The sequence below is a fragment of the Sediminicola sp. YIK13 genome (genome assembly GCF_001430825.1).
Taxonomy (GTDB): Bacteria; Bacteroidota; Bacteroidia; order Flavobacteriales; family Flavobacteriaceae; genus Sediminicola.
On record NZ_CP010535.1, the window covers coordinates 3167224 to 3192628 of the forward strand.

A 25405-nucleotide genomic window follows, 5' to 3' on the forward strand; every position below is an offset into this window, starting at 1 on the left:
CATTTTCAAAAATCAAAAAGATGAAAAACTTAAGAAAAATTGTAACGCTTTTTATTCTGTTGATAACAAATGGGATTGTTGCGCAAACAGTCACCGATACGGATAAAAACTTAGTTTATTCTGCCGTTTATGACATAAATGGCGCCAAAAAAGGTGCAGGGGTATCTTATTTTGACCTTTTGGGGAAAGCAACACAAACCCAAAGCTGGGACTTGAAAACGAATAAGATTTGGACTACTCAAGTCTTGTACGATAGTGAAGGAAGACCAGCTTTAAATACATTAAGTGCACCCATTGGTTCAGGAAATTTTCAATTTAAACCAGATTTTATTAAAAATTCGAGTGGTGCAGCGTACAATTCCTTTGATTTTGAAAGTGTACCCAATAGCCCTTCAGCTGTCGGGTCACAGTTGAATTCTTTGGGTTGGTATTACAGCAACTCTAATACCTCGGAAAGCTATCAAGACGTAACGAGCTATCCATTTTCTAGAACTATTTACAGTAAACTTATTCCGGGTGCGGTATTGAAGACCGTCGGGGGAAATAAAATTAATGGAGAGTGGCCACAAGCCTATACTTTTTCTATGCAGGCTTCGAAAGAATTATCCCAGAGTGTTGCGTTTGGAGATGTTAAGTACGACAATTACAAAATTATGAAGGTAGTTAATAGGGATGTGCATGGAGTGGAGAATGTAATGTTTATGGATACGGATGGTAAAACGTTAGCCTCTGCCCGTTGCGGGGGAACAATTTCCCGCACCATGTCCTTAAAAATCGGAGAACAGGGTTATGCAGATATTCACGTTCCTTCTGGGAGTAACATGGGATTTACTGTGAGTACGGGTGGTTATGCCATAACCACGTACAATCTAATAACAGAAACAACAGTTTCTCCATCAACAGGTTTACCATATGGTTTTTATAGGGTTTCCGTAAATAACCCAGATAGTTACATAAAAAATTCTATTACGGTAACCTACAAGGAAAATTATTATGATTATGCTTTGAACGAGTATGATGAGATAGGACGTTTGGTTGCTTCTTACCAACCATTAAATAAACTAAAAACAGAATACCAATACAATACATTGGGACAATTGGTCTATACCAAAAGTCCGGACGAGGGAGAAGCCTGGTTTAAGTATCGCAGAGATGGTCAAATAAGGTATTCACAAAATAGCAAACAGGTATTGCTAAATGAAGTTTCTTATACCAATTATGACTCCTACGCCAGACCCATTGAAAGTGGGGTTTTAAGTGTAAGTAATTTTTCATCACTAAATCCTGAAACAGCATTACCTGCCGGGACGAAAAAAGAACAACAGCTTACAACCTATGATGCCTTAAGTACCACAGAACTGAATACCTTACCGTCTAATTATAGGACGCCGAGTTTCTTAGCAGGGAATGTGGCCAAAACTTCCAATGACCAAACGACTACATATTATAGTTATGACATTTATGGTAGGGTAAAATGGATGGTGCAGAATATTAATGGATTAGGGTTTAAAACTATAGATTATGTATATGATGTAGTTAGTGGCCAGGTTACAACAGTTGATTATCAGAAAAGTATAGCGGCCGAACGCTTTATACATCGGTATACTTATAATTCCCAAGATAATAATCTTATAAAGGTAGAGACATCAACAAACGGCAGTGCCTACACAACTCACGCGGAATATAACTATTATGAGACGGGGGCATTGAAAAGAACAGCATTAGCAGGCGGCATACAGGGAATAGATTATGTGTATAATTTGAGCGGACAGTTAAAAAGTATTAACCACCCTAGTCTAAGTGCCAGTAATGATCCAGGAGGGGATACTAATGATATTTTTGGGATGAACATGCATTACAATAGCAATGATTATTCCCGTACCAATACTCCAAAACCAATACCTTCTACCAACAATGGTCTGGACCAACTTAATGGAAATATAAAGGCCATTACCTGGGGTACCCAAAATTTGGGTACTAGTAATCCTGATACCTACTACTATAAATATAACAGAAACAATTGGTTGGAAGGGGCCAGTTTTAATCAATCCTTAGAAGTAGACCCGAGTATATTGGCTGCTGAAACAAGGCAAGCTACTGTTACTTCTTCGGAAACGGTAGAGGCAACCCAAAGTATTGTATTAAAGAACGGCTTTTATGTGAAGGGTACCAGCTCACTTACATTTACGGCAAAAATTAATGCCGGTGATAATGTAAATGGTAATTTGGATTATAATGTATCCAATATTACTTATGATGCCAATGGAAACATAAAAAGCTTAAAGCGAAATAAAAATATGGCTTCAGGGAGCAATGCAATGGATAATTTAAGCTATGTATACAAAACTGACAAGCCCAACCAATTGTTAAGGGTAGATGATGCAATTGGTCAAGTCAGTGGAGCAGAGGATATCGAAGATCAAAATGGTGATAATTATATGTATAATGCAATTGGGCAGATGACCAATGATGTTTCAGAAGGCATTTTATATGAATACAATACCAGTGGTTTAGTAACAAAGGTTAGTAAAAATAATGTAACTTTAATAACGTTCTTTTATAATGACAAAGGGTATAGGGTTAAAAAAACAAGCCACAATACTACAAATGGTAATGTATTGTTTACGGAGCATTATGTACGAGATGCTTCCGGGAATCCAATAGCCATTTACTATAATGGTGCCGTTAAAGAACATGCTGTATATGGAGCTAATAGACATGGTGTTTTTAACAGGACCGATGCTTCTACTACCTATGAATTAACGGACCATTTAGGAAATGTAAGGGCAGTATTTAAAAATGGTAATGCTAACGCCATAGCAGCAACAGATTACTACCCCTTCGGTATGTCCATGCCCAATAGGAATATTTTGGGAGATTACAGGTATGCTTTTCAGGGGCAGGAGAAAGATAAAGAAACAGGGAAAGAGGCATTTCAACTGCGATTATGGGACAGCCGTATTGGAAGATGGTTAACTACTGATCCGGCAGGTCAGTATAGTTCTCCTTACCTTGGAATGGGTAACGATCCAATAAATAGTGTAGATCCCGACGGGGGCTGGAAATGGAAAATATTCGCAAATTGGGCTAGGAACAGTGCTATTAACGCTGGTCTTGATCCGGGGGAACTTTACAAAATCAACGGGGAATGGGGATTCAATACCGGTTCAGGTGGAGAAGTCTTTAACACACGAGCTGGTGGCCTTCAATTCGAAACATCGGTAGCTTTCAATTATACAAGCGCATGGAAAAATAGTATTCCGGCACAAATCGCTCCTTTGACAGGAATAAATTATTTCCAGATGTGGAGACAGGCTTCTCCTGAAAATAATTGGGATGCAATTAAACATATTGGTACAGAATTGACATTTGGAACTTTTGACAACATAAAGGTACTATTGACTGGATCCCATTTTGGCAACGGTCCTTGGTTAAAAGGATCGATACCAAATAATTCAGACTCAGGCGTAGAAGGATTAGTTTCTGTTGCAACTCTGGGCTACAGTTCTACCTATACAAAAGGTCTTAAAGTTATGAAATCGAATCCTTTCGGTTGGAATTCTTTTTCGAAGGTAACGAAAGGTTGGTTTAAAGGTCCCAATCATGCGACATTGAGATCAAAGGCCTATCAAGAGTTGATGAGACAACATAATTTAAAATCATACAACAACAATGCCGTCAAGCAGTTTAATGAATTTAAGAGTGAATTAGATCGAGTAATGCAAACTATAATTCAAGATAATAAACAGCAAGATTAATACTTTTATATGGTCGACATTCAATTATTACGATTTATTGGCGGACTACTTATATGGTGCCTGAAAGGTTTTACAGGTTCGTTTGAAGATGCCAAAAACTATAAATATTCCGCAATAATAGGTTTAATTTTTATATCCACTCTGATATTGCTCTTAGTGAAAATTTTTAGGTGAGTGGATGCCACAGTATAAACAAAAGATTATTATTCGATTTTTTTATGAATAAGTCTTTTTAGACTTGGGATCGAGCAGGTAGGAAACTAGCATGGCGAACAGATGTTCTTTATTTCGTCCGTTGAGGAACCGTGCAATCTTTATTTAATTCTCTAACGAAGGTATAATATCATCCCCTTTATTAAAAAGTAAAGGTATCGGACTTATTAAAAGTAGATGAGTTTTTATTGAAGATAAACCAGGAATGCCAGAAGAGTTTAAAGGATAATAACCAAACCAAAAAGAAATTACCTTAAACATCTTTAGATTTGATTGCGAGTTACTCTGAATAAGGACAGCACAGAGTATTTAGGCGGAAACAAATTACTCAATTTTTCTTTTATTTGCCGGAGAGGTTTTACGACGTGTTGAATAGGGTGAGCGGATATATATCTTTGAAAGCATCTTGGGCTAAGTTTTTGCAATCAAGAGTCTCCAAGCTCGAGGAAACGTTCCGCTAGTGCCAGTTAGAAATACTATTTGTTGAAATCAATTTTTAGTTTAACCATGGTGTAGACTGTGATTATTTTCGAAAAATAATTGATAAGGATTCGGGAATGCAAATACAATTTCTTATCTTTAAAAGGTTAATAAAGTTGTAAAATATATAGACCTTTTTATTTATTTTGAAACTATAATTATAAGATACTCTGACCCATTCTTGCGCATGAAATTCCTTCATAAAATAGTCCCTTTTATTCCAATATTACTATTGATTCATAGTTGTGCTCCTTACAAAGCAGAATTACAAAAAGAAGATATCACTTTCCCAGAATTGGCAAGTATCGTAAAATCAAAGGGTCAATTTTGGTATGCCAATGACAGTCAAATAGGAGTCCCTAATTGGCAAGGCCCGATAAAGCTAACAGTGCAAGAACTTCCGTTTAATAAGGTAAGTTATAGGGAATATGCCAGATACATAAAAAAATCAGGGAAAATAAACAGTATTGCCTATTTAGACTCCTTGCCCTATAAACCAAAATATCTTCAATTGCAGTTAGTAGACAGGATTGGGTTTACCAACATTTTAAATGGGGAAGAAAACAATTATGTTAGGAATTACCTTGAAAATGATCCAGATTATAAGTTGGTTACCTCTTTAGAGGTAACCGTAAAAGATTCAGATTTCCTCCTATTGACGAATGCTGATTTGGTTTTATTGGAACAGGATGCCTATAAAAAAATGTATTTGACGGTTATGAATAAAGGACAAAAAAAGGAATTGCCCATGTCCAATTTAGAAGTCTTTGGTTACGAGGTCTCATCTTTTTGCTGGGGAGAAGATAGGTACCACCATAAAAGGATAAAAGCTATTTTGTCTGGGGGTGAAAGTTGCCCAAAGGGAACCTATTCTAAAGCTACCAAGGTTCAGGCAGATCAATCATATTTAAAATTTTAATATGGTCATTCGTAAATTAGTATTAGCTGTATTAGCCGTAGCTGGCATGTATGCTTGTGATGATATTTTGGAAGTTTCAGATATTTCACAACAGGAAGTTGATATTTTGGCGCCAAAGGAAGGAAGTGTTATAACAGATACTAAAATTAGATTTAATTGGAACAAAATTGAGGAGGCCACTTCTTATAGGGTGCAAATAGCAAAACCTACTTTTGAAGAAGCTATACAAATCTTATTGGATAGTATTATTATCGAAGATTCTTTAGGCAGTGTAAGAACCTCTATAGAAGTTGAATTGACCAATGGACGGTACCAGTGGCGAATAAAAGCCATTAACGGTGGATATGAAACTGTGTATAACACTAATAGTTTTGAAGTGCAAGGAGATGAAAACACTGATTCGGTTGCACCCAATACCCCAATGTTAATAGCACCTTCCGATGGTTCCTCACAAGACGAAACCGCTGTTACCTTTTCTTGGTCCAGAGAGGATATTGCCGGCACAACGGAAAGGGATAGTATTTACATATACACGGACATGGATCTCCAGACTTTAGAGACCAAAGGTATGGGGGCTAACAAGACTTATACTGTAAATCTAACCTCCAATACCTATTATTGGGTAGTAAAAGTCTTTGATGATACCAACGAAAGTGAATCTTCTACAGTTTTTGAGTTCACAATTAATTAAAGCATTGCCCGTTTAATTGGTTATTTGGGAAGTGCCCATTTAAATGGGATATGGTTTTTGGAAATTATACATAATTCAATGAAGAAAAATACAAAAACATACCTACTTTTAGTAATCGTCTTAGGTATATGGGGTACCATAGGGTATCGTATATTCAGTTCCATGAATCCAGACCAACAGGAAAACATAACCATTCCTTTGCAACAATTTAAACCCAAAGATATTTTGGTAAGAGATACCTTTAGTATTTCAGAGAACTATAGAGATCCATTTTTGGGAACTTTGGTAACCCCTAAAAAGGAAGCCTCAAGTAATAGGAATCTAAAACCTGTTAACGAAACACCACCTCAAAAAGACGTCAGGTATACCGGGTTAATTACGGATGGTAAAACCAATAAAAAAATCTTTTTTGTCACTATAAACGGTCAGCAATATCTTATGGGTTTCAAAGATACTATAGATGGCATCACATTGCAATCTGGTAACCCTACCGACGTTAAAATAGAAGAAAGTGGTAGAATCAGAACAATAACCCTTCAAGAGTGAAAATAGGTGTAAGGATAAAAGGAGGAGCTTTGCAGTTTGTGCTATTTATAGGGGTGCTTATAGCAATTTTACTATTGACTTTTATAACCTTGGGATATACCCACACCTTTTTTGGAAAGAAAACAGATGCCTTAGTAAGTACTATAAAGAAATCCGAACTAGGATTGGAATATCTTCTTAAAAAGGATATCCCTTATAATGATACAATAATCTTGGATTTGGGAATCAACGATGGAATAGATGTAAAGGCTGTAAAAGAGTTTTGGGGTATATATCATAAGTATACCGTTATTTCCAACTTCCGAAAAAATCGTTTTGCAAAGTTGGCACTGATAGGAGGTAAGGTTGGAGAACAGTTACCGTCCCTGTATGTAAAGGATAACGAAAGGCCCATGATTATTGTTGGCAACTCTAAGATTACAGGGGATGCCTTTTTACCAAAGCAAGGGATTCGGCCAGGGAACATTTCTGGAAACTCGTATTACAACAATACCTTAATTTATGGTAGGCAGTTAGAAAGTACATCTCAATTACCTGAATTAGATCAGAATATCAAAGTGCAAATTGCGGATGTATTAAATGCTAGCTTTTTAGGACCTAATGAGTCTATTGTGGATATTACCAATAAAAAGTATTTGAGCACCTCTTTTGGGCTACCAACCAACTATATTTATGGAGAACAAATCAATTTGGCTGGGGTGGAATTGATAGGGAATATTATTATAAAGGCGACACGAAAAATTGTGGTCAACGCCTCTTCCAAGTTGCAAGATGTTATTTTGGTGGCGCCCGAAATAGTAATCGAAGATCATGTTACGGGTACATTTCAGGCTATTGCCTCAGAAAGAATCGTAGTTGGTGAACAATGTGCTTTAAGCTATCCTTCTGCATTGGTGGTGTACGATACCAAGGAATCATTTTTTGGCAATAATCAAGATGGATTACAAAAACCTAACATAGATATCGGCTCTAATACATTTATTTCTGGGGTAGTACAATATCTTGGGGAATCCGAAACACCAAAATTTCATCCGCAAATTAAAATAGAGAAGGGAGCAAAAATTATTGGAGAGGTATACTGTGAGCAGAATCTGGAGTTAAAAGGGCAGGTAGTGGGCAGCGTCACAACCAATAATTTTATTGCCATGGAGAATGGAAGTGTTTATCAAAACCATCTTTTCAATGGAACTATTAATAGTGATTTATTACCCAAACAATATGTAGGGATCAATTATGAAGATTCAAATACTACTAAAGCAGTTTCTAAATGGCTCTATTAAAAAAAATAAAGGCATCCACATTAATGGAAACAATGGTGGCCACGGTGCTGATCGTTGTTATTTTTATGATAGCAAGCATGCTGTTGAATTCGCTATTTAGGTCGAGTATTATTGGAAATACTCAGGCTTTACAGGAAAGAATGGTGGCGTTGGAATATCAATATAAAAATGGGTTGATTGCAGTGCCCCATTATGAAGAATGGAATACATGGGAAATCAATATACGGAAAGGGGACGAGGAAGAATTTGGCTACATAGTCTTCAAGGCTATTGAAAACGAAACACAAAAAGAAAGAATCAATTATCTCATTAACAATGAATAAGTTAAAGAAAATAGAGGCCTTTACGCTAAGTGAGATGATCGTAGTGCTTATGATTACAATAATTGTCGTTGGGCTGGCCTTCTCCATTTTAAGGCTAGTACAGGGTCAAATGCGAGGGATGGAGACCAATTATGAGAGGGGAACAGAACTAAATTTACTAAGGCAGGCCTTATGGATTGACTTTACAAGATATAGAGAGATTAGTTACAATGAGAACTCCAATCGATTGCATTTTGAAAATGAACTGAAAGCAGTGGACTATGTTTTTGAAGGCGATCGTGTTATAAGGGAAAAAGACACTTTTAACCTTAAATTAGCAACTAAATTATTTTATTTTGATGGTCTGACAGTTCAAAATGGACCTATTGATGCAATGGATTTATTGACCTCTAAAGCGGTAGGTTCAAAGAAGATCTTTATTTACAAAGCTAATGATGCTAAAGCGTATATGGATTAATGGGGTTTAAACTAGAGCATACTACAATTGGAGCAAAAAAGGAATTTTCTAAAGGGATGGACAACACCTCTATTCTACAAAAAGAGATTAACTTTTTTGGATCTACATTTTCAAATAAAAAGAAGGAAGATTTTTATACAGAATTAAGTGTTCTTTTAAAGGCGGGCATCACCCTAAAGGATGGGCTGAACCTAATTGCAGAGAACCAGACCAAGGAGAAGCAACGCCAATTTTATTTGGAGATGGTGGATGGTTTAGTAGCAGGAACAAGCTTTTCAGAAGTAATACATAAAAAAGAAGAGTTTACGGAATATGAGTACTATTCCCTTAAAATTGGAGAGGAAACAGGGACGGTGTATAAAATAACCGAGGAACTAGGGAAATTCTTTGCTAGAAAGAATGAACACAGGAGAAACCTGATCAACGCTCTTACCTATCCTATCATTATTTTGGTAACCGCGGTATTGGTAGTCGTTTTTATGTTGCGATTGGTGGTACCCATGTTCCAAGATATATTTAAACAGAACAATGTAGAATTGCCTGGGATCACAAAATTTATTATTGGGGCATCTGACTTTATTAGGGATTATGGTTGGTGGGTTCTTATTTTTTTGTTGGGCCTGCTGTTTTTCAGAAAGCTTTTTACCAAAAAAGAAAGCTTTAAGAGAAAAAGGGATTATCTGGTTTTGCGTATACCCTATGCAGGTAATTTTGTGAAAGCAGTTTATCTGGCACAATTTACCCAAGCGGTTACCTTACTTACCTCCTCTAAGGTACCGTTGTTGAACAGTATTGAACTGGTAGGTAGGATGATCGATTTCTACCCTTTAAAAGACGCCTTATCCACTGTGGAGGAAAAAATAATGAAAGGTAGTGGTCTAAGTGAAAGCTTAAAAGGAAATAAAATATTTGACAATAGGATGATTTCCTTAGTGAAAGTGGCCGAAGAGACCAACCAGACCGAATTTATTTTTGAACGCCTTAACCAACAGTACAATATAGAAGTGCAACAAAAATCTAAACTTTTATCCACCCTTATGGAACCTTTGATCATTGTTTTTGTTGGGATATTGGTGGGACTTATCCTTGTAGCCATGTATTTGCCCATGTTTAAACTGGGAAGTGTTTTGGGGTAATGAAAAAGAGCAACACAGGCTCCACGACCTAACATTTTATTTCCCTTAAAATGAGCTATTTTGGAGTTTTTTTTTGTTTGCTATTCACCGAATTAATCTCTTTTTGCTAAATTCATTCCAGCACATTGCCTCTCTATTCCGCTTCGCTCCATGTCGGACAAAGCGCTTCATGAAAACGTCTTGGACACCATCCCAGTAGGTTGTCCGTACCATTGCGCTTCTCCCGCATTCCCCCTTAGTTTTCGGGGAATGCGGGTACACTTCATTTTTACGTCCACCCTATAGGATGGAGTCCGCCTGATCGGAATTCCATTTGTTCCTTTTGCAACGCTTCCAATGGGGGGTTGATTCCCTCATGGTTCTCCATAGACTTTCCTGATCGTCCCCGTTCCCTTTTTTAGATGGCAAAACAACACTATTCAGCCTTGGCCGACTGCATAACCGGGGTCGTGCCTCCCACCTTTTATAAGTCTTGCCAATACTGAATATTGGACCATTCATAGCATCAAAAAAAGAGGAACAGCGACGGCACTACGGGAAGTAAATCGATTCTTGACACCCATGGTCTTTTACCAGACCATTTCAACAGAAGCGTTTCAAAAAATCAAAAAAAGAAAACGCTCTGGATACAATAAGTAAATCGATTTTAAATGAAGTCTAATAAATCCTTAAAACCAAAAGTTATGAGCGAGAGAGCAAACGAGATCCTAGATGGGTTAAAACAGTTTAACGGTTCTGAAACCATATTTCAGATCCCATTGTTGAAGACCAAATATACTAACGGCATTAAATACTTGGCCGAAGTGGCACAGTGTTTCTGGTTGGTGACCGATGCATCGGTAGTGGCAAAGAGCCTACAGTCCAAATCCTATTTTATCACCATAGATATCAAAAGGTTTTCAGAGCAGGAAAGGGGAATTAAAAAGTGTGATGCCATTGTGTCCTATAGTGACGGAAATGACGTTCTGATCTTGGAACAGAAATATGGGTATACCGATTTCCCCTTGGAAGAGCTTCGACTGTTTTTTTGTAGATGATACCTTGATGCTTCCCGGAGAGTACTGATCTTAATTCCAACATTTTATCGTAGAGATACCTAATTTCAATTGGGTATCTCTTTTTGTTTTTTCCTTTTTTTTAAACTCTTTTCTATAATGTATTGTTCAAATATCGTATCTTCAAACAGCTGATAATCAGTTCATTTATTTTGTATCGTTATCCCATCATTTGACTTTCGCTGGTAACGATGCCCCTCAAAAAAAGAATAAGTAAGGAATTATTGATTCCAATGAAGAGCAACGGACTTTGGTCCCGTTGTTTGGAATTTTTGGTACGCTTTGCGTACAAAAAGGAAAAGCAAGAGGGTAACACGCTGGCGCGGTGTTACGATTTTGGTTTTTTATTAAACTATTGATTATCAGTATTTTATAATATTATTTAAGTTACTAATTTTTTAAAAACAGGTCCCATTTGCGGCAAAACCTCTGAAACCCCAGTAAAAACGGGTACTTATTGCGGCAAATGAAGCATAAAGATATTTATGGGTACATTTTCCAACATACGGTTCAAAGCCAAAACTGCGGCACGGTTCCAGCGGTATTCGCGCTCCATAGCCCGCACCCATACCGAGGCTCTGGAGGCCATGCTGGACTTTTTTGAGGACAATGGGGTATCCCCAAAGGAATCCCTGGGACCAAAAATAGTTACCCTGGAAAACCTGATCAAAAAACGGGTCAATGGGTTGGTGGCTATTATCAAGAACATTGAAAAGAACCAGACCCAGCCCATGCTCGCCATGCTCCAATTGCTGTTCGAGGAAACCCCCTCCCCAAAAAAAGAATTGCTCCTGGAACGTCAGTCCACTTTAAAAACAGAAGCATCAAAAGCAGATTCCAATTTGATTGTCCTAGCACTTAAAAGAGAGAACCTGGAACTAAATAGAAAGCTACAAGTCAGTAATGCGAACCTGGAGGTCCTGTTGAAAAATGTGACCGTGATACGTAACAGTTTTGGAAGGAGCCAATACCGGCTCAATCTTTCAGAAGAAGCCCTTGAAAAGATAAAGAACCATAGCACTCAAAACTGATGTATATCTCCATCACCCCACAAAAATTGTCCGATTCCTATGGGCAAAGCGTGTCCGATTTTGTGGACTATCTGGAAAAGGAAAATGAAGGCCTGTCCGCCAAGGAGCAGGAACATTTTTTTGACCAAACCAATGACCATGTTTCCCCAAAAAGTGTGATCGACCATATTGATGCCAATACCACCAAACTGAAAAAAGTGGAGCCTAAATTTTATGCCATTACGGTAAGCCCATCCACCTATGAATTAAAACATTTACAGTATCATAGTCAGGATCTGAAACGCTTTACCCGTGAATTTATGAAGGACTACGCGGACTCCTTTAACCGGGAAATCTCAGGGAATCAGGTAACGGTAAATGACATCGTCTACTATGCCAAGATAGAGCACCAACGCACCTACAAGGGTACCGATGTCCAAGTTAGGGAGAATGCCCCGTTTCGGAAGGAAATCGTAAAACTACACAATGACCTCCAAAAAATTAATAGGGGAGAACTGACAGGCAACATATCTCAAATAGAAGTACGTATAGGCAAGCTGAGCGATCAGGCGCCCCACAAAATCAATGGAAAACTCATAGAGCAGGGCATGAAAAAGGAAGGGCTGCAGACCCATATCCACATCATCGTCAGCCGAAAGGATGCCTCCAACTCGGTCAGCCTTTCCCCGGGGAGCAAGTACAAGGCCTCCGAGGTAGAACTCCATGGTAAGATGGTCAAACGCGGTTTTGATAGGGACCAATTTTTTGATAAAGCGGAAAAGACCTTTGACCGTACTTTTAACTACCAGCGGAATTTTGTGGAACAGTATGCCTCAAGGAAGGATTTTATAAAGAATCCAAAGGACTATTTTAGGGCTTTACTACAACTGCCTACTAATGAAAAGACCATAGCCCTAAAAATGCTTAGAGAAACAGGACTGAAGATTCCCAGCATCCCCATGACCCAGGGACAATTGGCCTTTAAGGCCCTTCAGAAAATAAGAAAAGGATTGGAAGTGGCCGTACGATCCAGTTCCATGGGAATTTAAAACAGGAACATGGAAGCACTAACGACTTTGAATTTGATTATGATCGGGCTAGGGGGGACCCTGCTCTTTTTCGGGATGTACCGCCTTACGAAAATGGCTTTTTGGGTCAATGCCTTTTTCCTGTTTTTTGGAGCGTTGGCTGCCTATATGTATTCTGCAAGTATTCTGTTTTGGTCGGGCCTGTTGCTTCAAGTGATCCTGCCCCTGGGATTGGTAAATACGGTCTTCCTTGTTTTTCTAGATCTGGAAAGAAGGCCCACTCGCCTCCCCAAAAAGTATAGGGTGGAATTTCCCCTGGTGAAAGGAAAACTGGCCATCAATAATTTGAGACGGGGCGTTTCCATCATAGGGGCGGCGGGGAGCGGCAAGACCGAATCCGTGGTCTACAACCTATTAAAACATTTTGCCGAAAACGGATTCTGCGGGGTGATCCACGACTATAAGGATTTTGAGATCACCGAAATGGCCTATCCTTTGTTCCAAAGGGGAACCCCGAAATTCTATATCATTTCCCTGGAACACATCCATCATAGGGTGAACCCCATAGCACCAAGGTATATGGTGGATGAAGAAAGTGTGAACGAGGTGGCCCGGGTGCTTATAGAGAACCTTATGGAACAAAAGGAAATGGGAAGTACTGGCACCACCAAATTCTTCAATGATGCGGCAGAGGGGCTCTTGGCCGGGCTCATCTGGAAATTGAAAACAAGTTATCCAGACCATTGTACCCTGCCGCACCTCATTGCTATTTATCAGCTCTTGGATACGGACAGCCTGATCGCTTTTTTGTCCTCCAACACCACCGCCAAGGCCATGGCCTCCGCCTTTATCAGCGGAAAGGAATCTGAACGCCAGACGGCAGGCGTAAAGAGCAGCCTGGCCAATGCCCTAAAAAAGATCAGTACCCAAAGGATCTTTATGGCCCTGTCCGCAGACGAGGTGCCCTTGGATATCAATAACCCTCAAAATCCTGCGATGGTCTCTATTGTGAACAACCCGAAATTTGAGACCTCCTTTTCTCCCATCATAGCCACCCTGATCCATACGATAACCAAACAGATGGCGGTACGGGATATGCTCTCCTCTTTTTTGTTGATGGAAGAGGCGCCAACAATTAGGTTACTTAACATGCACCGAATCCCGGCCACCTTAAGGAGCTATGATATTGCCACGGTCTACGTGATGCAGGACAAGGTGCAAAACGATTTGATGTACGGGGATAAGGCAAGCAGGGCCATTTTGGGCAATCTGTCCTACCAATTTTTTGGTAAGGTGAACGATCCAGACACTGCCAAATATTACGAACGGTTCTTTGAGATCGTAAAACGGGAAACCAAAAGCGTCAATCAGGGCCACAACCTAAGTTTCGATACCAGGATTACGACAGGGGAGAAGGAAGTGGCGAAGGTGAGGGCGGATGCTTTCTTTAGGTTACAGGAAGGGGAGTTCATTACCTATGCGGATGGGAAGGATAAAAAGGTACAGTTCAGAATCCCAAAGATCGACAGGGGCTTGCCTGATGATCAAGAAGTTTTCACCCAGGCGGACCTGGAGATGAATTTTGAAAGGATCCATCTGGAGGTCAAAGGGCTTTTTGGGAAGTAATTTATCTAGTTTTTTGATTGTACTTTAATGTTTCGCTTTGTACCATTAGCTTTGGTTGAAAACGAAAGATGTCACCATGCTCTTTGATTTTTTTCTTTCTAAAGACTTTTTTAAGAGGTAATGAAACCGACATAGGAGGTTCATGAATACCTTTAAAAACAATAAACAAGCAATGAATAAACACTTATTATGCAACCCAACGGTAGTAGGGGAGTGTAATGTGTGTGGAATGGTATTTTATTATCAAATTAGATTTTCGTAATAGTTTACTTGTTAAAAAAAACATATATTTAAACTATCCTTCATTCCAGAATATAAATTGCTCTATCTATATTAGTATTAGTAGAATAAAGTAGAAAGCGATTTTAATTTATTTCTGAATGACCAAAAGATGTAAAACGTCTATTTGGACACAATTAAATACAAGCGCAGCATAGCAATACATGACTAGAACTGATAAAGACTCCTTTATGAACCTACAAATCCATTTTAGGAATATAAATAAAGACAATAGATATGAATTGTCTTAAGAAGTAAACATATCCTTTAATTTATTGTATAAGCGAACTAAATTATTATAACATTATGAAAATCAAAATCGGTACTGACAAATCTAGTTTATATTTAGATATATTGCTTGCTTATTTGGTAAGGGCAATAAAACATATGGACCTTGGAGAAGGTACTTTATTGTACCCTATTCCACTTGATAAATTTGTGGTTAATAACGCTGATGACATTCCAGAAATTACAATTGGTATTGACAAACACATTGAAATGACATTGGAATCTAGTAAGAATGAGGAAAAACATTATAGCCCCAAATTGCATTATTGTAAAGGCTCCGATTTGACTAAAGCTTCAGAACAATCAATAAACTGGAGTAATATCTTCCATATCAGTGATATGGGGTCAGGGCCTGACGCCAAAATCACCATTTCACCAGATGGGTTTTTGTATGTAAAATCAGATGATACTAATAAAAACTGTACTATTGATTTAAGATCAGAAGCACCTCCTTTAGAGCGTTATATTGGTTACAGTGCTGTTTTATCCTTGAATATGGAAACAACGAAAGATGGACACAAAAAACGCTTGTATTTTATCCTAGACCCGTTAATGAAAGTTAGTTCTAATCAAGGCTGATAAAATGTATAACACAATTCATTGGCATGCATTGAAATTGGGTTTGCATAAAAAGATCTTGTGGTTTTTTCTCCTATCCTTTGGTTTTGGTTTTTTTGTAAATGCGCAGTCTCAGCGGAAGGTAGATAGTCTTATTTCTATTTTAGAAACTAAAACAATAACACAAAAAGAGAAAGCTAGACTTTTAAGTAAAATTGCATATCACCATCCTATACCAATGCAGTCGCTTGACTATGCCAACGCATCTTTAGCAATTGCGAAGGAACTAAACGATGATGAACTAAAAGCAGAAGCATGGGAAGAGTTAAGCCATGTTGAACGATTGTTGGGTAATAATCCAAAATCGTTTGAAGCTTCTTATAATGCATTACGCATTTATGAAGAACTCAAAATGATAGAAAGACAGGCAGCATCTTATGTTCAAATCGGATCTAACTACGTTAATGATAAAGATTATCCTTCTGCAATTCTTAATTTAAGCAAGGCTAGTGATATTTACAAAAAAAGTAATACTTCAAATTACGCAATAACTTTAGTCAACTTGGGCGAAGCTTATAGGCTATCTGGTGATTTGGACTTGTCTATAGATACCTTTAATGAAGTAATTAAGCTCAATGACGCACTAAATGATGATTTAATTTTAGCTTATACCTCAGGAAATCTGGGAATGGCATATGCTGCGCAAGGCAAAACTCTTGAAGCTAAGCAAAAGTTAGAAACTGCTATAGAAATTTTAGTGATTTTGGGCGATCCTTATTCTTTATCTATTTTTTTAGCAGAAATGGGCAATATTTATACTAAAGAGAGACAATTAATTAAGGCCGAAATGAAATTTTTAGAAGCCTTGGACTTGGCTAGGCACAATGGTCTAAAAGAGCAAATACGAGATTTTAGTGCATTGTTGTCTACATTTTACGAGAATCAGCAATTATATAAAAAAGCCTTAATCTATAAAAAAGACTTTCAAAAATATCAGGATAGCTTAGTAAATAAAGCTAATATTCAAAAAATAGAACAACTTAAAGCAGGTTATGAAATTAATAAACGAGAAACCGAGATTAATTTATTGAATACTATTAATGCCAATCAAAGAAATAAAATGTTAATTCTTGGTGTTGGTATTTTCATATTCAGTCTTTTAGCCTACATGTTATATAAAAGTAACAAAGCTATCAAAAAGGTAAGCAAACGTGTCTCTGCCCAAAATGTAATTATAGAAAAACGTGAACAAGAAAAAGCACTCTTACTAAAAGAACTCAATCATCGGGTTAAGAACAATCTGCAAATGATATCGAGTTTATTAAATCTACAAAGTCGAGAACTTAGCGGTCACCCAGCTCAAGAAGCCTTGTTAACAGGTAAAAATAGAGTAGAAGCTTTGTCTTTAGTACATCAAAAGCTTTATCAAGAAGGTATAGAAACAAAAGTGTTCTTAAAAGATTATATAGAAGAATTAGTTCTCGGGCTTTTTTATGGGTATAATATTAGTTTTGAACCAGAACTGGATATTGATGATTCTAGTATCTCTATAGACAAAGCCATACCAATAGCATTAATCGTAAATGAAATGGTCGTTAATTCTTTAAAATATGCCTATAATGGCACACCGTCACCTAAATTTAGATTGGTCCTTAAAAAAGTAAACGATACGCTTGAAATAAATATCAGTGATAATGGCATAGGTTTTACTGAGAAAGAAGGGGCTAAGCAAAATTCCTTTGGTCTTAAATTAATAAAATCGCTGATTTCCCAATTGGATGGCAGTATGGAAAGAGTCAAAACTAAGGGTACTCATTGGCAAATTATGATAAAAAATATTTAAATTTTAAAAATTCATATCGCATGATTCCAAGCATTGCTAGGGTAAAAATACTCATAGTAGAAGACGAAATTTTATTGGCTAATGACATTGCGAACAAACTTAGTGATAACAACTACCATATTTTAGGTATAGCAGATACGGTAAAAAAGGCCTTAGAATTTTTAGAAAATAATCAAGATATTGATATGGTCTTGATTGATATTATGTTAAAAGGTGAGTTTGATGGTATAGAATTGGCACGTTTTATAAATGAGAAGTATCATATACCATTCCTATTTTTAACCTCACATGCAGATAATTATATTGTGGAAAGAGCAAAAAGTGTAAAACCTCATGCCTATTTACTGAAACCTTTTAACGACCGTCAGGTATGTATAGCAATAGAGCTTGCTTTAAAGAACTTTTCTAATAAAGCGGCAGAAAACGAAATGCAAACAAAAAAACAGTTTGCTGCTACAGAAAATCAGGTACTAAACATTAAGGATAGCTTATTTCTTAAAAAGAACAATCATTTTGAGCGTGTGCAGCTTCAAGAAATCCTGTATTTAGTAGCAGATAGTAACTATTGTTCGGTTTATACCAAAACTGATCGTTTTATCTATTCTGTTGGACTCAATAGGATTGAAGAGCAATTACCCACCAGCCGTTTTATGCGTGTACATCGGAGCTATGTGGTTAACATTAACTCAGTAAGTGGCTTCGAAGGCAATATGCTTTACATCTCCGATACTAAAATTCCTGTTAGTAAGTCTCATAAAGATGAAGTTTTCAGGCTCTTCAAAACTATATAAATCCTTTATCACATTTTAGCTCTTTTAATTAATTGACTTTGCAAATTCCACTTGCTCATTAATTCTAGTACTTCACTAGAATAACCTATCCATTCACTCATCTATTTTCTTTGCCAGGTTTTGTTTTTTCAAATTTGATCAAGGAAAAATAAATATTAACTTTTAAATACTTATAAATAATGACAAATTCAGATGACAACAACGATGGGCAAGTAAAAAAGTATTATTCAACTAATCATGATGCTACGGCAATTTATGTTACTACTGAAAAAGATCAAAAAATGAATGATGATACAATCGCAACATTCAAAAAAGCTTCTCATTTAAACGCCCTACTAACTGAAGCCATTACTAAATCAGGCAGGGATAAATATGATTATGAAGCAGCATATGCCATACTCTCAGGTAGTGGATATTTTAGTCTAAGTGAGGCGAAAGATGTCACTTACACCCATACTGATTTTTCAGTAACAATTGATGTTGGAATAATTGCCTCTATCGTAGGCACTGCAGTTGCGCCTGAAATGGAAGCAGCTTTGACATCTGTAATTCAAGATTTTGGAGGGGCGTTAACTGTAAGCGGAACGGTAGATAATGAATCCCAAAAAAAAATGAAAACAATTCTATGGGCGGAAGACGAAATGGGTATTCCGGATGTTTCAATACAAATGTATTTCCTTAGTAGAGATGAAGCCAAAACATTTATTAAAACTCCTTGTTCTACTTCAACAACAGATGCTCTTACCTTTAATTATCATACGTTTGAAGTTAGGTTTGTTGACCCTGATTGGTTTGATACATTTACAGACGATTTTCTTTCTTCAAAAGATCATGACAAACTATTAGCACAATTTATGAATCTTATTCCAAAAACTGCTTAGACAATAAATTTGCCAATCTTAGGGCTTGTTTTACTTACAATACTCCTGTTCACAAAAAAATGGGAGTATTGCTTAGCTTAACTATGTAAACTAAATTTAATAGGAATTATTAAAACGTATTATTCATATTTTTTACATAAAAATAGTTTAGATGAAATTCCTGAGAGTGACTTTTGAGTATATAGAAAATAAAATTAAATAAAAAATAACATGATTGACAATGTTACTAATTTCTTGCTTAATCCCGCTGCGTTTATTATTGGAAATCCTATTGTTCTAAATTCAATAAATCAAGATTTAATAGGTGGAATTCCAGCGATTAATAATCTTAGAACCTTTTTCTCACTTTCAACAAATACGGTTCACGGTGTTCCTGGATTGTTAGATTTTCCGACATTACGTATGCAACCTATTGGTGCCGCTGCAGTTCTCCACCAACCTGGCGGTGGAGTATTAAATACATTAGATGCTATGTATTGTAGAGCCGCCAATGGTGGAGATGCATTTAATATTATGCCTTTCTGCGACATTTCATCAATTCCAGCTGCAGCAGATGCTCATATTCTATTTACCACTGGTATGAATGGGTGTTCAATGATTATTGTATCTGCTGTACCAGCTGGTGCAGCGCCATTAGCGCCGGGTAGTTGGCGAATACTTCATGATCACGATCATCGTAGCATAGCAGCATGGCTCGCAGCAGGTTACACAGTACAATTTGCATGCTATGCTGATGTAGCTGAGGCAGGTATCTTAGGGCCTCATATACATAGTTACAATCCAAATAATTATCCTTGGGGTTATGATGCAGGGGCTCACTTTGGTTTCGCACTACGAATTGTAACAAATTTTCTCTATTGGGACGGAGTCAATTGGAGTTTTAATAGTCGTCATTATCACGCTTCTGGAATTCATATTTTGGATATTGATTCACCTCCAGCCTTGGCCGGGCCAACAAGTACCCAGACAATTATAATTTAATTATCTACCAACTTATAAAAAAAGATTAATGCCCCCTGTACTTACCCGATTGGTGTTTAAAAACAAAAAAATCAAACTGAATGAGCCATGAAAAAACCTTTGGGTAGCATTAATAGGTTATTCCCCAAAAAGAACCTTTGACATTCTTAATTCCACCTAAAACCTTTGTATAACTAGTTAATTTTGACTTTTTCGAGAATAATGTTAGTCGGCGTCTATCTAATTAGGAAATAAAGATGTTCACATAGAGTATGGATAAGTTAGGCGAGTATATAACCTACTATCAAATAGACAATTTTAAATAACTGTCACAGCTATACATTATGCCAAATAGAACTTAAAAAAGGTTTTTTGAAAAATAATGAGGTAGCAAGTGCTGCAGAAATTTTTATTTCTAAAATTTTGTGCTTTTGAGGCAATCCGATGGATTGGTTTTGAAAAATTTATTGACGAAAAGCTTCTTGTAATTCCAACACTGGCTAAACTTAAAATACAAAATGTTCTATAATGTTCTGCGTTATGTAACCTGAGCTTTGGTTAAAAGCGAAAGGTTCTTCTTAAGTTTCTTGAAAAAATTTATTCTAAAAGTTTCTTCAGCAATGTTAATGGAACACTTTTGATACGACGACGTAGGAGGGAAGTGTAATATGTGTGGAATGGTTTATAAAGTGACTTATTGTCATATTTGCACTATTTATTGAAAGTATTTGTCAGTTACTTAATTCAAAAACAAATATTTACAAAATGGTACAACTGTTGATTTAATAAAACTTTAACATTTCAAAAGTTTCATAATATGAATGAACCATCCAAAAAAACAAACCAGAATTCGAGTTCTACATCTGACAAAGATTCATCCATAAAAAACTTTATTTCAAAATTAAAAAAACTTAGATATAGTTTTGTTCAAATATTTTTCCAGGAGAAAGATAAGGCAGAACCAATTAGCTCTTTAGCAGCAAAAGTACTTAAGTCTAAAAAAGAAATTGAAAAAATCCAACCTTATCTAAATAGACTAAATAGTGCGCTTTCAAGTGAAGATGTAACTAATATTGCTCTTACTGGTACATACGGTTCAGGGAAAAGCACAGTAATTAAAACCTTTCAAGATATATACAAAGCAGAGGACCCAAATAATGATTTTAAATATTTAAACATTTCTTTGGCATCTTTTAAAGATGAAATATTAGATGAAGAAGATGAGTCAAAAAAGGAAAATAAAAATGAAGAAAGCTCAAATGGAATTAAAAATGCTCTTTTATCAAAACGGCATAAAGACTTTGAAAAGCTATTAGAAGTTAGTATTCTTCAACAAATGATTTATCATGTTAAGCCCTCAAGAATTCCTGATTCTCGCTTTAAAAGAATTGTAAACTTTACAAAATGGAAATTAATTATTACTTCTATCTCTTTTGTAATATGGCTTATTTCTGCATTCTCTATGTGGCAGTTTAATGTTTTTAGTAAAATAAATCCTTTTGCATGGACATTTTCTTCTAAAGATTTAGATTTTACTTCACTTATTATAATAAGTATCTTTTTAAGTGGGTTGTCAAAAATTATTTATAGTCTTATTAGAACTTTTGGCAATTCACGTATCAGCAAGATAAATATTAAAGGAGAGCTTGAACTAGGTGAAAAAGTTGATAAGTCTATACTAAATCAGCATCTCGACGAAATCATTTATTACTTTCAAAGAACTGAATTCAATGTAGTTGTTATTGAAGACTTAGACAGATTTAAGGATACAGAAATTTTCACAAAGCTAAGAGAAATCAATTTGCTGTTAAATAATAGTGAGCTCATACGAAGAAAAATTGTATTTGTTTATGCTATTAGAGATGACATGTTTCAAGGTAATGAAAGAATCAAATTTTTTGATTATATAATACCAGTTATTCCATTTATAAATCCTTCCAATGCGAACGACAAGCTGACAGAACTACTTAAAGAAGAAGATTTAATTAGTGTTTTTTCGCAAAGTTTTATTGACGACGTTGTTACTTTTATTGATGATATTGATATGCGTTTGCTAACAAATATTTTACAAGAATATTTGGTATATAAAGAAAGTCTTACTCATGAACTTACTCAGGACAACTTACTTGCGATAGTCATCTACAAGAATATTTATCCAAGAGATTTTGCTAAACTGCATAAAAATGAAGGAGACTTGTTTGATTTCATATCTAATAAAGCCACTTATGTTAATGATATGATTTCTAAGTTGGATGAAGAAATTGCTACTAATATTCCATTAATTTCAGGTTTACAAAATGAGAAGATAAAAAATGAAAAGGAGCTTAAAGAGGTTTATTTATTCAACATCATTAGTCAATTAGATAATCCATCTGATATTTTCATAGAAGGCAAGCCAGTACCATTGAATAAACTTTTGGAACAAGACAATTTTAATTCCCTAATTAATGAACAAAACATTAATTATAATACATTAATTATTAATCGTTCCTATAATATGTACACAAAGACTAAAAAATCTTTAGATAAGTCGTTTTCTGATATTGAAAGGGAAATAAATAAGTTTCACAAATTTAATGAAAGAATTGAGCATATAAATAATAACAATGATAATAGGCTTGAAGAGTTAAAAGAACAAAATGAACTATTAAAGGAACGAAAAGAAGAGATTAAAAGGTGGAATATTAAAAATATTTTCCAGAACCAAGACGTAAGTGTTTATTTAGGTCCATTTATGGGTAGTTTACTAATGAGAAGTTTATTAGTTAATGGATATATTAATGAAAATTACTTAGACTACATATCTCTTTTTCATGAGGTTAATATTACAAAAGGAGATTATACTTTTATTAGAAAAGTAAAAATTGGAGAAAGCTTGGATTTCAATTATAAGATTGAAAAATTAGAAAATCTAATAAAGAAGATAGATGAAAGCCATTTTGAAAAGGTTGCTATATTAAATCATCAAGTTATAGAGTTCATTTTAAAAAATAAAAATCAATACAAATCTAGATATGAGTCTTTAAAAAAACTACTGAAATCTGAGAATCAAAAAGTAATTGATTTCATTGATAGGTTTAAAAGAAGTGAACAAACGGATAATAAAATCTTATTCAAAGAATTGCCAAGTATATGGCAAGGTTTTTGGAATTTTATAACTACAAAAGGTAAGTTTTCCGAGAAGAAAACTAACGAATACCTTCAGCTTATTGTTACTCATGCAAATTTAGCAGACATAAAGAACTTTAACAATATAAAGTCTTTCAAGCAGCATTTTTCTATATTATCTAACCTTGCCGATTTGGTAAAGGATAAAGACCAGACTGAAAAATTAAAATCAATTATAGAAAGTTTTAAAATCAAGTTTGATAATATATCTGAATTAAATTATAACAATGAATTTTTATATGACTATGTATTAACCAATGATTCTTACGAAATAAAATATACTAACCTGTTAGCTATTACGACCGACGAGGGGAAAAGCGAAGAAGATTTTAGAAGTTCAAATTATACTACCTTAAGGCACTTAGAGAACAAATTACCTCTTGCTTATATTGAGAAAAATATTGAAACATATGTAACAAATGTATTCTTAACATTAGAGAATACAAAGGAGACAGAGGATGCTTTAATTTCGCTTTTAAATAATTCTGATTTAATAATTCCAACAAGAAAATTAATTCTGGAAACCACTGCGACAGTTTTTCAAAATCTATCAGACTTTGATGATATTGAAATAAAGGAAGAGATTTTAAAACAGTTAGCTGTTAATACTAGTTGGGTTAATGTAATGGACTATTTCAATAGTTACACAAAAGAAAACTTGGATAGTATCTTAATTAACTATCTTGATAATGATGATGTTTACAATGAATTAGGTAAAAGTAATTTGTCTTCACTTAAGGATGATAATGAGGTTAAGAAAAAACTTGCGCTGGCAATCATTTATTGTGATGAGCTAAGTTTGGAAAGTCACACTAAACTCAGAACTTGTAAAAGTTCAGGCTGGACTGGACTAGTGCTCAAAGGGCTCTCTTCTGATAAAGTTAAATCCATGATTGAATCCAAGTTTTTTACATTGTCGGTCGAATATTATGATAAAGTAAAAGAAGAATTTCCTGGGCTTCATATTAATTTAATTGAAAAAAGTTTTATTACGTACATTAAGAATTATGCCGCATATGAAATGAATGAAGAAGACCATTCGTCTATAATGCAATCCATAGTTTTAAGGGATGCACAAAAAAAGGAATTTTTAAATACTTTAGATGAAAACGAAATAATAGAAGATGCTGTTATAGCTAGTTCAGCAACTAAGGTATATGTGAATGAAAAAGTTAGCAATCTTAGTTATAGTCTTTTGTATGGGCTATTTAAGGGAAGTAGTTCTAATGAATATAGAATACAATTGTTTAATTTGAATTCTAATAACATTGATAAAACCCAAGCTAAGAACTTAATTGGACAATTAGGACATCCATACAATAGACTCATAAAATCAAGAAAACAAGCTAAGATTGCTATTAATCCTATTAACCTAGAGTTTACCAATAACTTAATGAGTTTAGGAATAATAACTTCTAATAGGGAAGTTAGAGGTATGATTAAAGCTGTCGCATCTGCCTAATAGGATTCGTATAATTTGAGTTTATTCTGTCAAATAGAATCTCGATGTTAAACTGGGCCTCATAAAATTTTGGTCAAAACAATAGGAGAAATGAGCGTGCATATTTTAGGGGTTTAGTAATAATGCTTTTTAAGAGTTTTGATTATACAAAGGATTTTAAAGCAATGTAAATAGTTACAATGTTTCCTAAAATTTAGCGAATGAGCCGTTAATTGTTTCCAAAATAATATGCAGCCTTGAATTTTTGTTTCTTTTGTTTCAAGACAAAAGATAATGAAAGATTGAAAAGAAAGATTATTTGAACTTCTAAATACAACAAGTGTATAGAAATTTATTTTTCTTAAATTTTATACTCTTGTGGCAAGCTTACGAGAATCGTCTAAAATTTTTTATTACCTACATTTTATTGAATATGCGATTTTTAATAAGAGCAAAAGGTTAGCTTTTATTTTGGCGTTGGCAAGCGTTGGATAATTGTGTGTAAAATAAATTGCTAGAGCAATTTGATTTTATAAAACAATCGAGCGCTTGGTAGCGGCTATTTTACATAACGGCTAATTATAGATACAAATTTTTTTAAACGCTGCGAAGCAAACCGCTTATTAGTTTAATGACCCAAGTTCCAATTATTCTAATGAAAACGAATACTACTG

The 25405-nt window shown here is 35.4% G+C and carries 18 protein-coding genes; all 18 read left to right on the forward strand.

From position 1 onward, the window contains the following. Nucleotides 1-20 precede the first annotated feature (20 nt). The 18 genes from SB49_RS14125 (at nt 21) to SB49_RS14210 (ending at nt 24752) form a co-directional block, all read left to right on the forward strand. Nucleotides 21-3758: an RHS repeat domain-containing protein gene (locus SB49_RS14125; RefSeq protein ID WP_062057803.1), complete on the forward strand. Its 3738-nt coding sequence runs from the start codon at nt 21-23 to the stop codon at nt 3756-3758. A gap of 880 nt (nt 3759-4638) precedes the next feature. Continuing rightward, nucleotides 4639-5370, forward strand: a complete 732-nt coding sequence (locus tag SB49_RS14130; protein ID WP_062057806.1) for a hypothetical protein — start codon at nt 4639-4641, stop codon at nt 5368-5370. Nucleotide 5371: 1 nt separating this feature from the next. Then, the gene (locus tag SB49_RS14135; RefSeq protein ID WP_062057809.1) at nt 5372-6061 is read left to right on the forward strand and encodes a hypothetical protein; all 690 of its coding nucleotides are present in this window, start codon (nt 5372-5374) and stop codon (nt 6059-6061) included. Nucleotides 6062-6139: 78 nt separating this feature from the next. Further along, complete coding sequence (locus tag SB49_RS14140; RefSeq protein ID WP_062057812.1) at nt 6140-6607, forward strand: hypothetical protein; 468 nt, start codon at nt 6140-6142, stop codon at nt 6605-6607. Beyond that, nucleotides 6604-7887 carry a hypothetical protein gene (locus SB49_RS14145; RefSeq protein WP_062057815.1) on the forward strand — a complete coding sequence of 428 codons (1284 nt, stop codon included), beginning with the start codon at nt 6604-6606 and terminating at the stop codon, nt 7885-7887. Before SB49_RS14140 ends, SB49_RS14145 begins: the two co-directional genes overlap by 4 nt. After that, nucleotides 7875-8210, forward strand: a complete 336-nt coding sequence (locus SB49_RS14150; protein ID WP_062057817.1) for a hypothetical protein — start codon at nt 7875-7877, stop codon at nt 8208-8210. Before SB49_RS14145 ends, SB49_RS14150 begins: the two co-directional genes overlap by 13 nt. Then, nucleotides 8203-8667, forward strand: coding sequence for a PulJ/GspJ family protein (locus SB49_RS14155; RefSeq protein ID WP_062057820.1), 465 nt, complete (start codon nt 8203-8205; stop codon nt 8665-8667). Before SB49_RS14150 ends, SB49_RS14155 begins: the two co-directional genes overlap by 8 nt. Then, the gene (locus SB49_RS14160; protein ID WP_062057823.1) at nt 8667-9803 is read left to right on the forward strand and encodes a type II secretion system F family protein; all 1137 of its coding nucleotides are present in this window, start codon (nt 8667-8669) and stop codon (nt 9801-9803) included. Before SB49_RS14155 ends, SB49_RS14160 begins: the two co-directional genes overlap by 1 nt. 683 nt (nt 9804-10486) lie before the next feature. Beyond that, nucleotides 10487-10840 (forward strand): DUF6876 family protein, encoded by a 354-nt coding sequence (locus tag SB49_RS14165; protein WP_235537784.1) that lies wholly within the window; start codon nt 10487-10489, stop codon nt 10838-10840. 503 nt (nt 10841-11343) lie between these two features. Continuing rightward, nucleotides 11344-11889, forward strand: coding sequence for a BfmA/BtgA family mobilization protein (locus SB49_RS16140; protein WP_200960639.1), 546 nt, complete (start codon nt 11344-11346; stop codon nt 11887-11889). Further along, nucleotides 11889-12917, forward strand: a complete 1029-nt coding sequence (mobB, locus tag SB49_RS14175; RefSeq protein ID WP_062057826.1) for a MobB family relaxase — start codon at nt 11889-11891, stop codon at nt 12915-12917. Before SB49_RS16140 ends, mobB begins: the two co-directional genes overlap by 1 nt. 9 nt (nt 12918-12926) lie before the next feature. Continuing rightward, nucleotides 12927-14522, forward strand: a complete 1596-nt coding sequence (locus SB49_RS14180) for a type IV secretory system conjugative DNA transfer family protein (RefSeq protein WP_062057829.1) — start codon at nt 12927-12929, stop codon at nt 14520-14522. Nucleotides 14523-15107: 585 nt separating this feature from the next. Further along, nucleotides 15108-15668: a hypothetical protein gene (locus SB49_RS14185; RefSeq protein ID WP_062057832.1), complete on the forward strand. Its 561-nt coding sequence runs from the start codon at nt 15108-15110 to the stop codon at nt 15666-15668. Between the two features lie 4 nt (nt 15669-15672). After that, nucleotides 15673-17490 (forward strand): histidine kinase dimerization/phosphoacceptor domain -containing protein, encoded by a 1818-nt coding sequence (locus tag SB49_RS14190; RefSeq protein ID WP_062057835.1) that lies wholly within the window; start codon nt 15673-15675, stop codon nt 17488-17490. Nucleotides 17491-17510: 20 nt separating this feature from the next. Next, nucleotides 17511-18281, forward strand: coding sequence for a LytR/AlgR family response regulator transcription factor (locus SB49_RS14195; RefSeq protein WP_062057838.1), 771 nt, complete (start codon nt 17511-17513; stop codon nt 18279-18281). 179 nt (nt 18282-18460) lie between these two features. Then, the gene (locus SB49_RS14200) at nt 18461-19162 is read left to right on the forward strand and encodes a hypothetical protein (RefSeq protein WP_062057841.1); all 702 of its coding nucleotides are present in this window, start codon (nt 18461-18463) and stop codon (nt 19160-19162) included. A 210-nt stretch (nt 19163-19372) separates the two neighbouring features. Continuing rightward, entirely contained in the window at nt 19373-20143 is a 771-nt protein-coding gene (locus SB49_RS14205) for a hypothetical protein (protein WP_062057844.1), read from the forward strand. A 796-nt stretch (nt 20144-20939) separates the two neighbouring features. Then, a complete protein-coding gene (locus SB49_RS14210) occupies nt 20940-24752 on the forward strand; it encodes a YobI family P-loop NTPase (RefSeq protein ID WP_062057847.1) in 3813 nt (1270 codons plus the stop codon). Nucleotides 24753-25405: the final 653 nt, after the last annotated feature.

Coding starts and splice junctions, on each gene's coding strand:
- SB49_RS14125 (WP_062057803.1), top strand. CDS start 21: ATGAAAAACTTAAGAAAAATTGTAACGCTTTTTATTCTGTTGATAACA.
- SB49_RS14130 (WP_062057806.1), top strand. CDS start 4,639: ATGAAATTCCTTCATAAAATAGTCCCTTTTATTCCAATATTACTATTG.
- SB49_RS14135 (WP_062057809.1), top strand. CDS start 5,372: ATGGTCATTCGTAAATTAGTATTAGCTGTATTAGCCGTAGCTGGCATG.
- SB49_RS14140 (WP_062057812.1), top strand. CDS start 6,140: ATGAAGAAAAATACAAAAACATACCTACTTTTAGTAATCGTCTTAGGT.
- SB49_RS14150 (WP_062057817.1), top strand. CDS start 7,875: ATGGCTCTATTAAAAAAAATAAAGGCATCCACATTAATGGAAACAATG.
- SB49_RS14155 (WP_062057820.1), top strand. CDS start 8,203: ATGAATAAGTTAAAGAAAATAGAGGCCTTTACGCTAAGTGAGATGATC.
- SB49_RS14160 (WP_062057823.1), top strand. CDS start 8,667: ATGGGGTTTAAACTAGAGCATACTACAATTGGAGCAAAAAAGGAATTT.
- SB49_RS14165 (WP_235537784.1), top strand. CDS start 10,487: ATGAGCGAGAGAGCAAACGAGATCCTAGATGGGTTAAAACAGTTTAAC.
- SB49_RS16140 (WP_200960639.1), top strand. CDS start 11,344: ATGGGTACATTTTCCAACATACGGTTCAAAGCCAAAACTGCGGCACGG.
- mobB (WP_062057826.1), top strand. CDS start 11,889: ATGTATATCTCCATCACCCCACAAAAATTGTCCGATTCCTATGGGCAA.
- SB49_RS14180 (WP_062057829.1), top strand. CDS start 12,927: ATGGAAGCACTAACGACTTTGAATTTGATTATGATCGGGCTAGGGGGG.
- SB49_RS14185 (WP_062057832.1), top strand. CDS start 15,108: ATGAAAATCAAAATCGGTACTGACAAATCTAGTTTATATTTAGATATA.
- SB49_RS14190 (WP_062057835.1), top strand. CDS start 15,673: ATGTATAACACAATTCATTGGCATGCATTGAAATTGGGTTTGCATAAA.
- SB49_RS14195 (WP_062057838.1), top strand. CDS start 17,511: ATGATTCCAAGCATTGCTAGGGTAAAAATACTCATAGTAGAAGACGAA.
- SB49_RS14200 (WP_062057841.1), top strand. CDS start 18,461: ATGACAAATTCAGATGACAACAACGATGGGCAAGTAAAAAAGTATTAT.
- SB49_RS14205 (WP_062057844.1), top strand. CDS start 19,373: ATGATTGACAATGTTACTAATTTCTTGCTTAATCCCGCTGCGTTTATT.
- SB49_RS14210 (WP_062057847.1), top strand. CDS start 20,940: ATGAATGAACCATCCAAAAAAACAAACCAGAATTCGAGTTCTACATCT.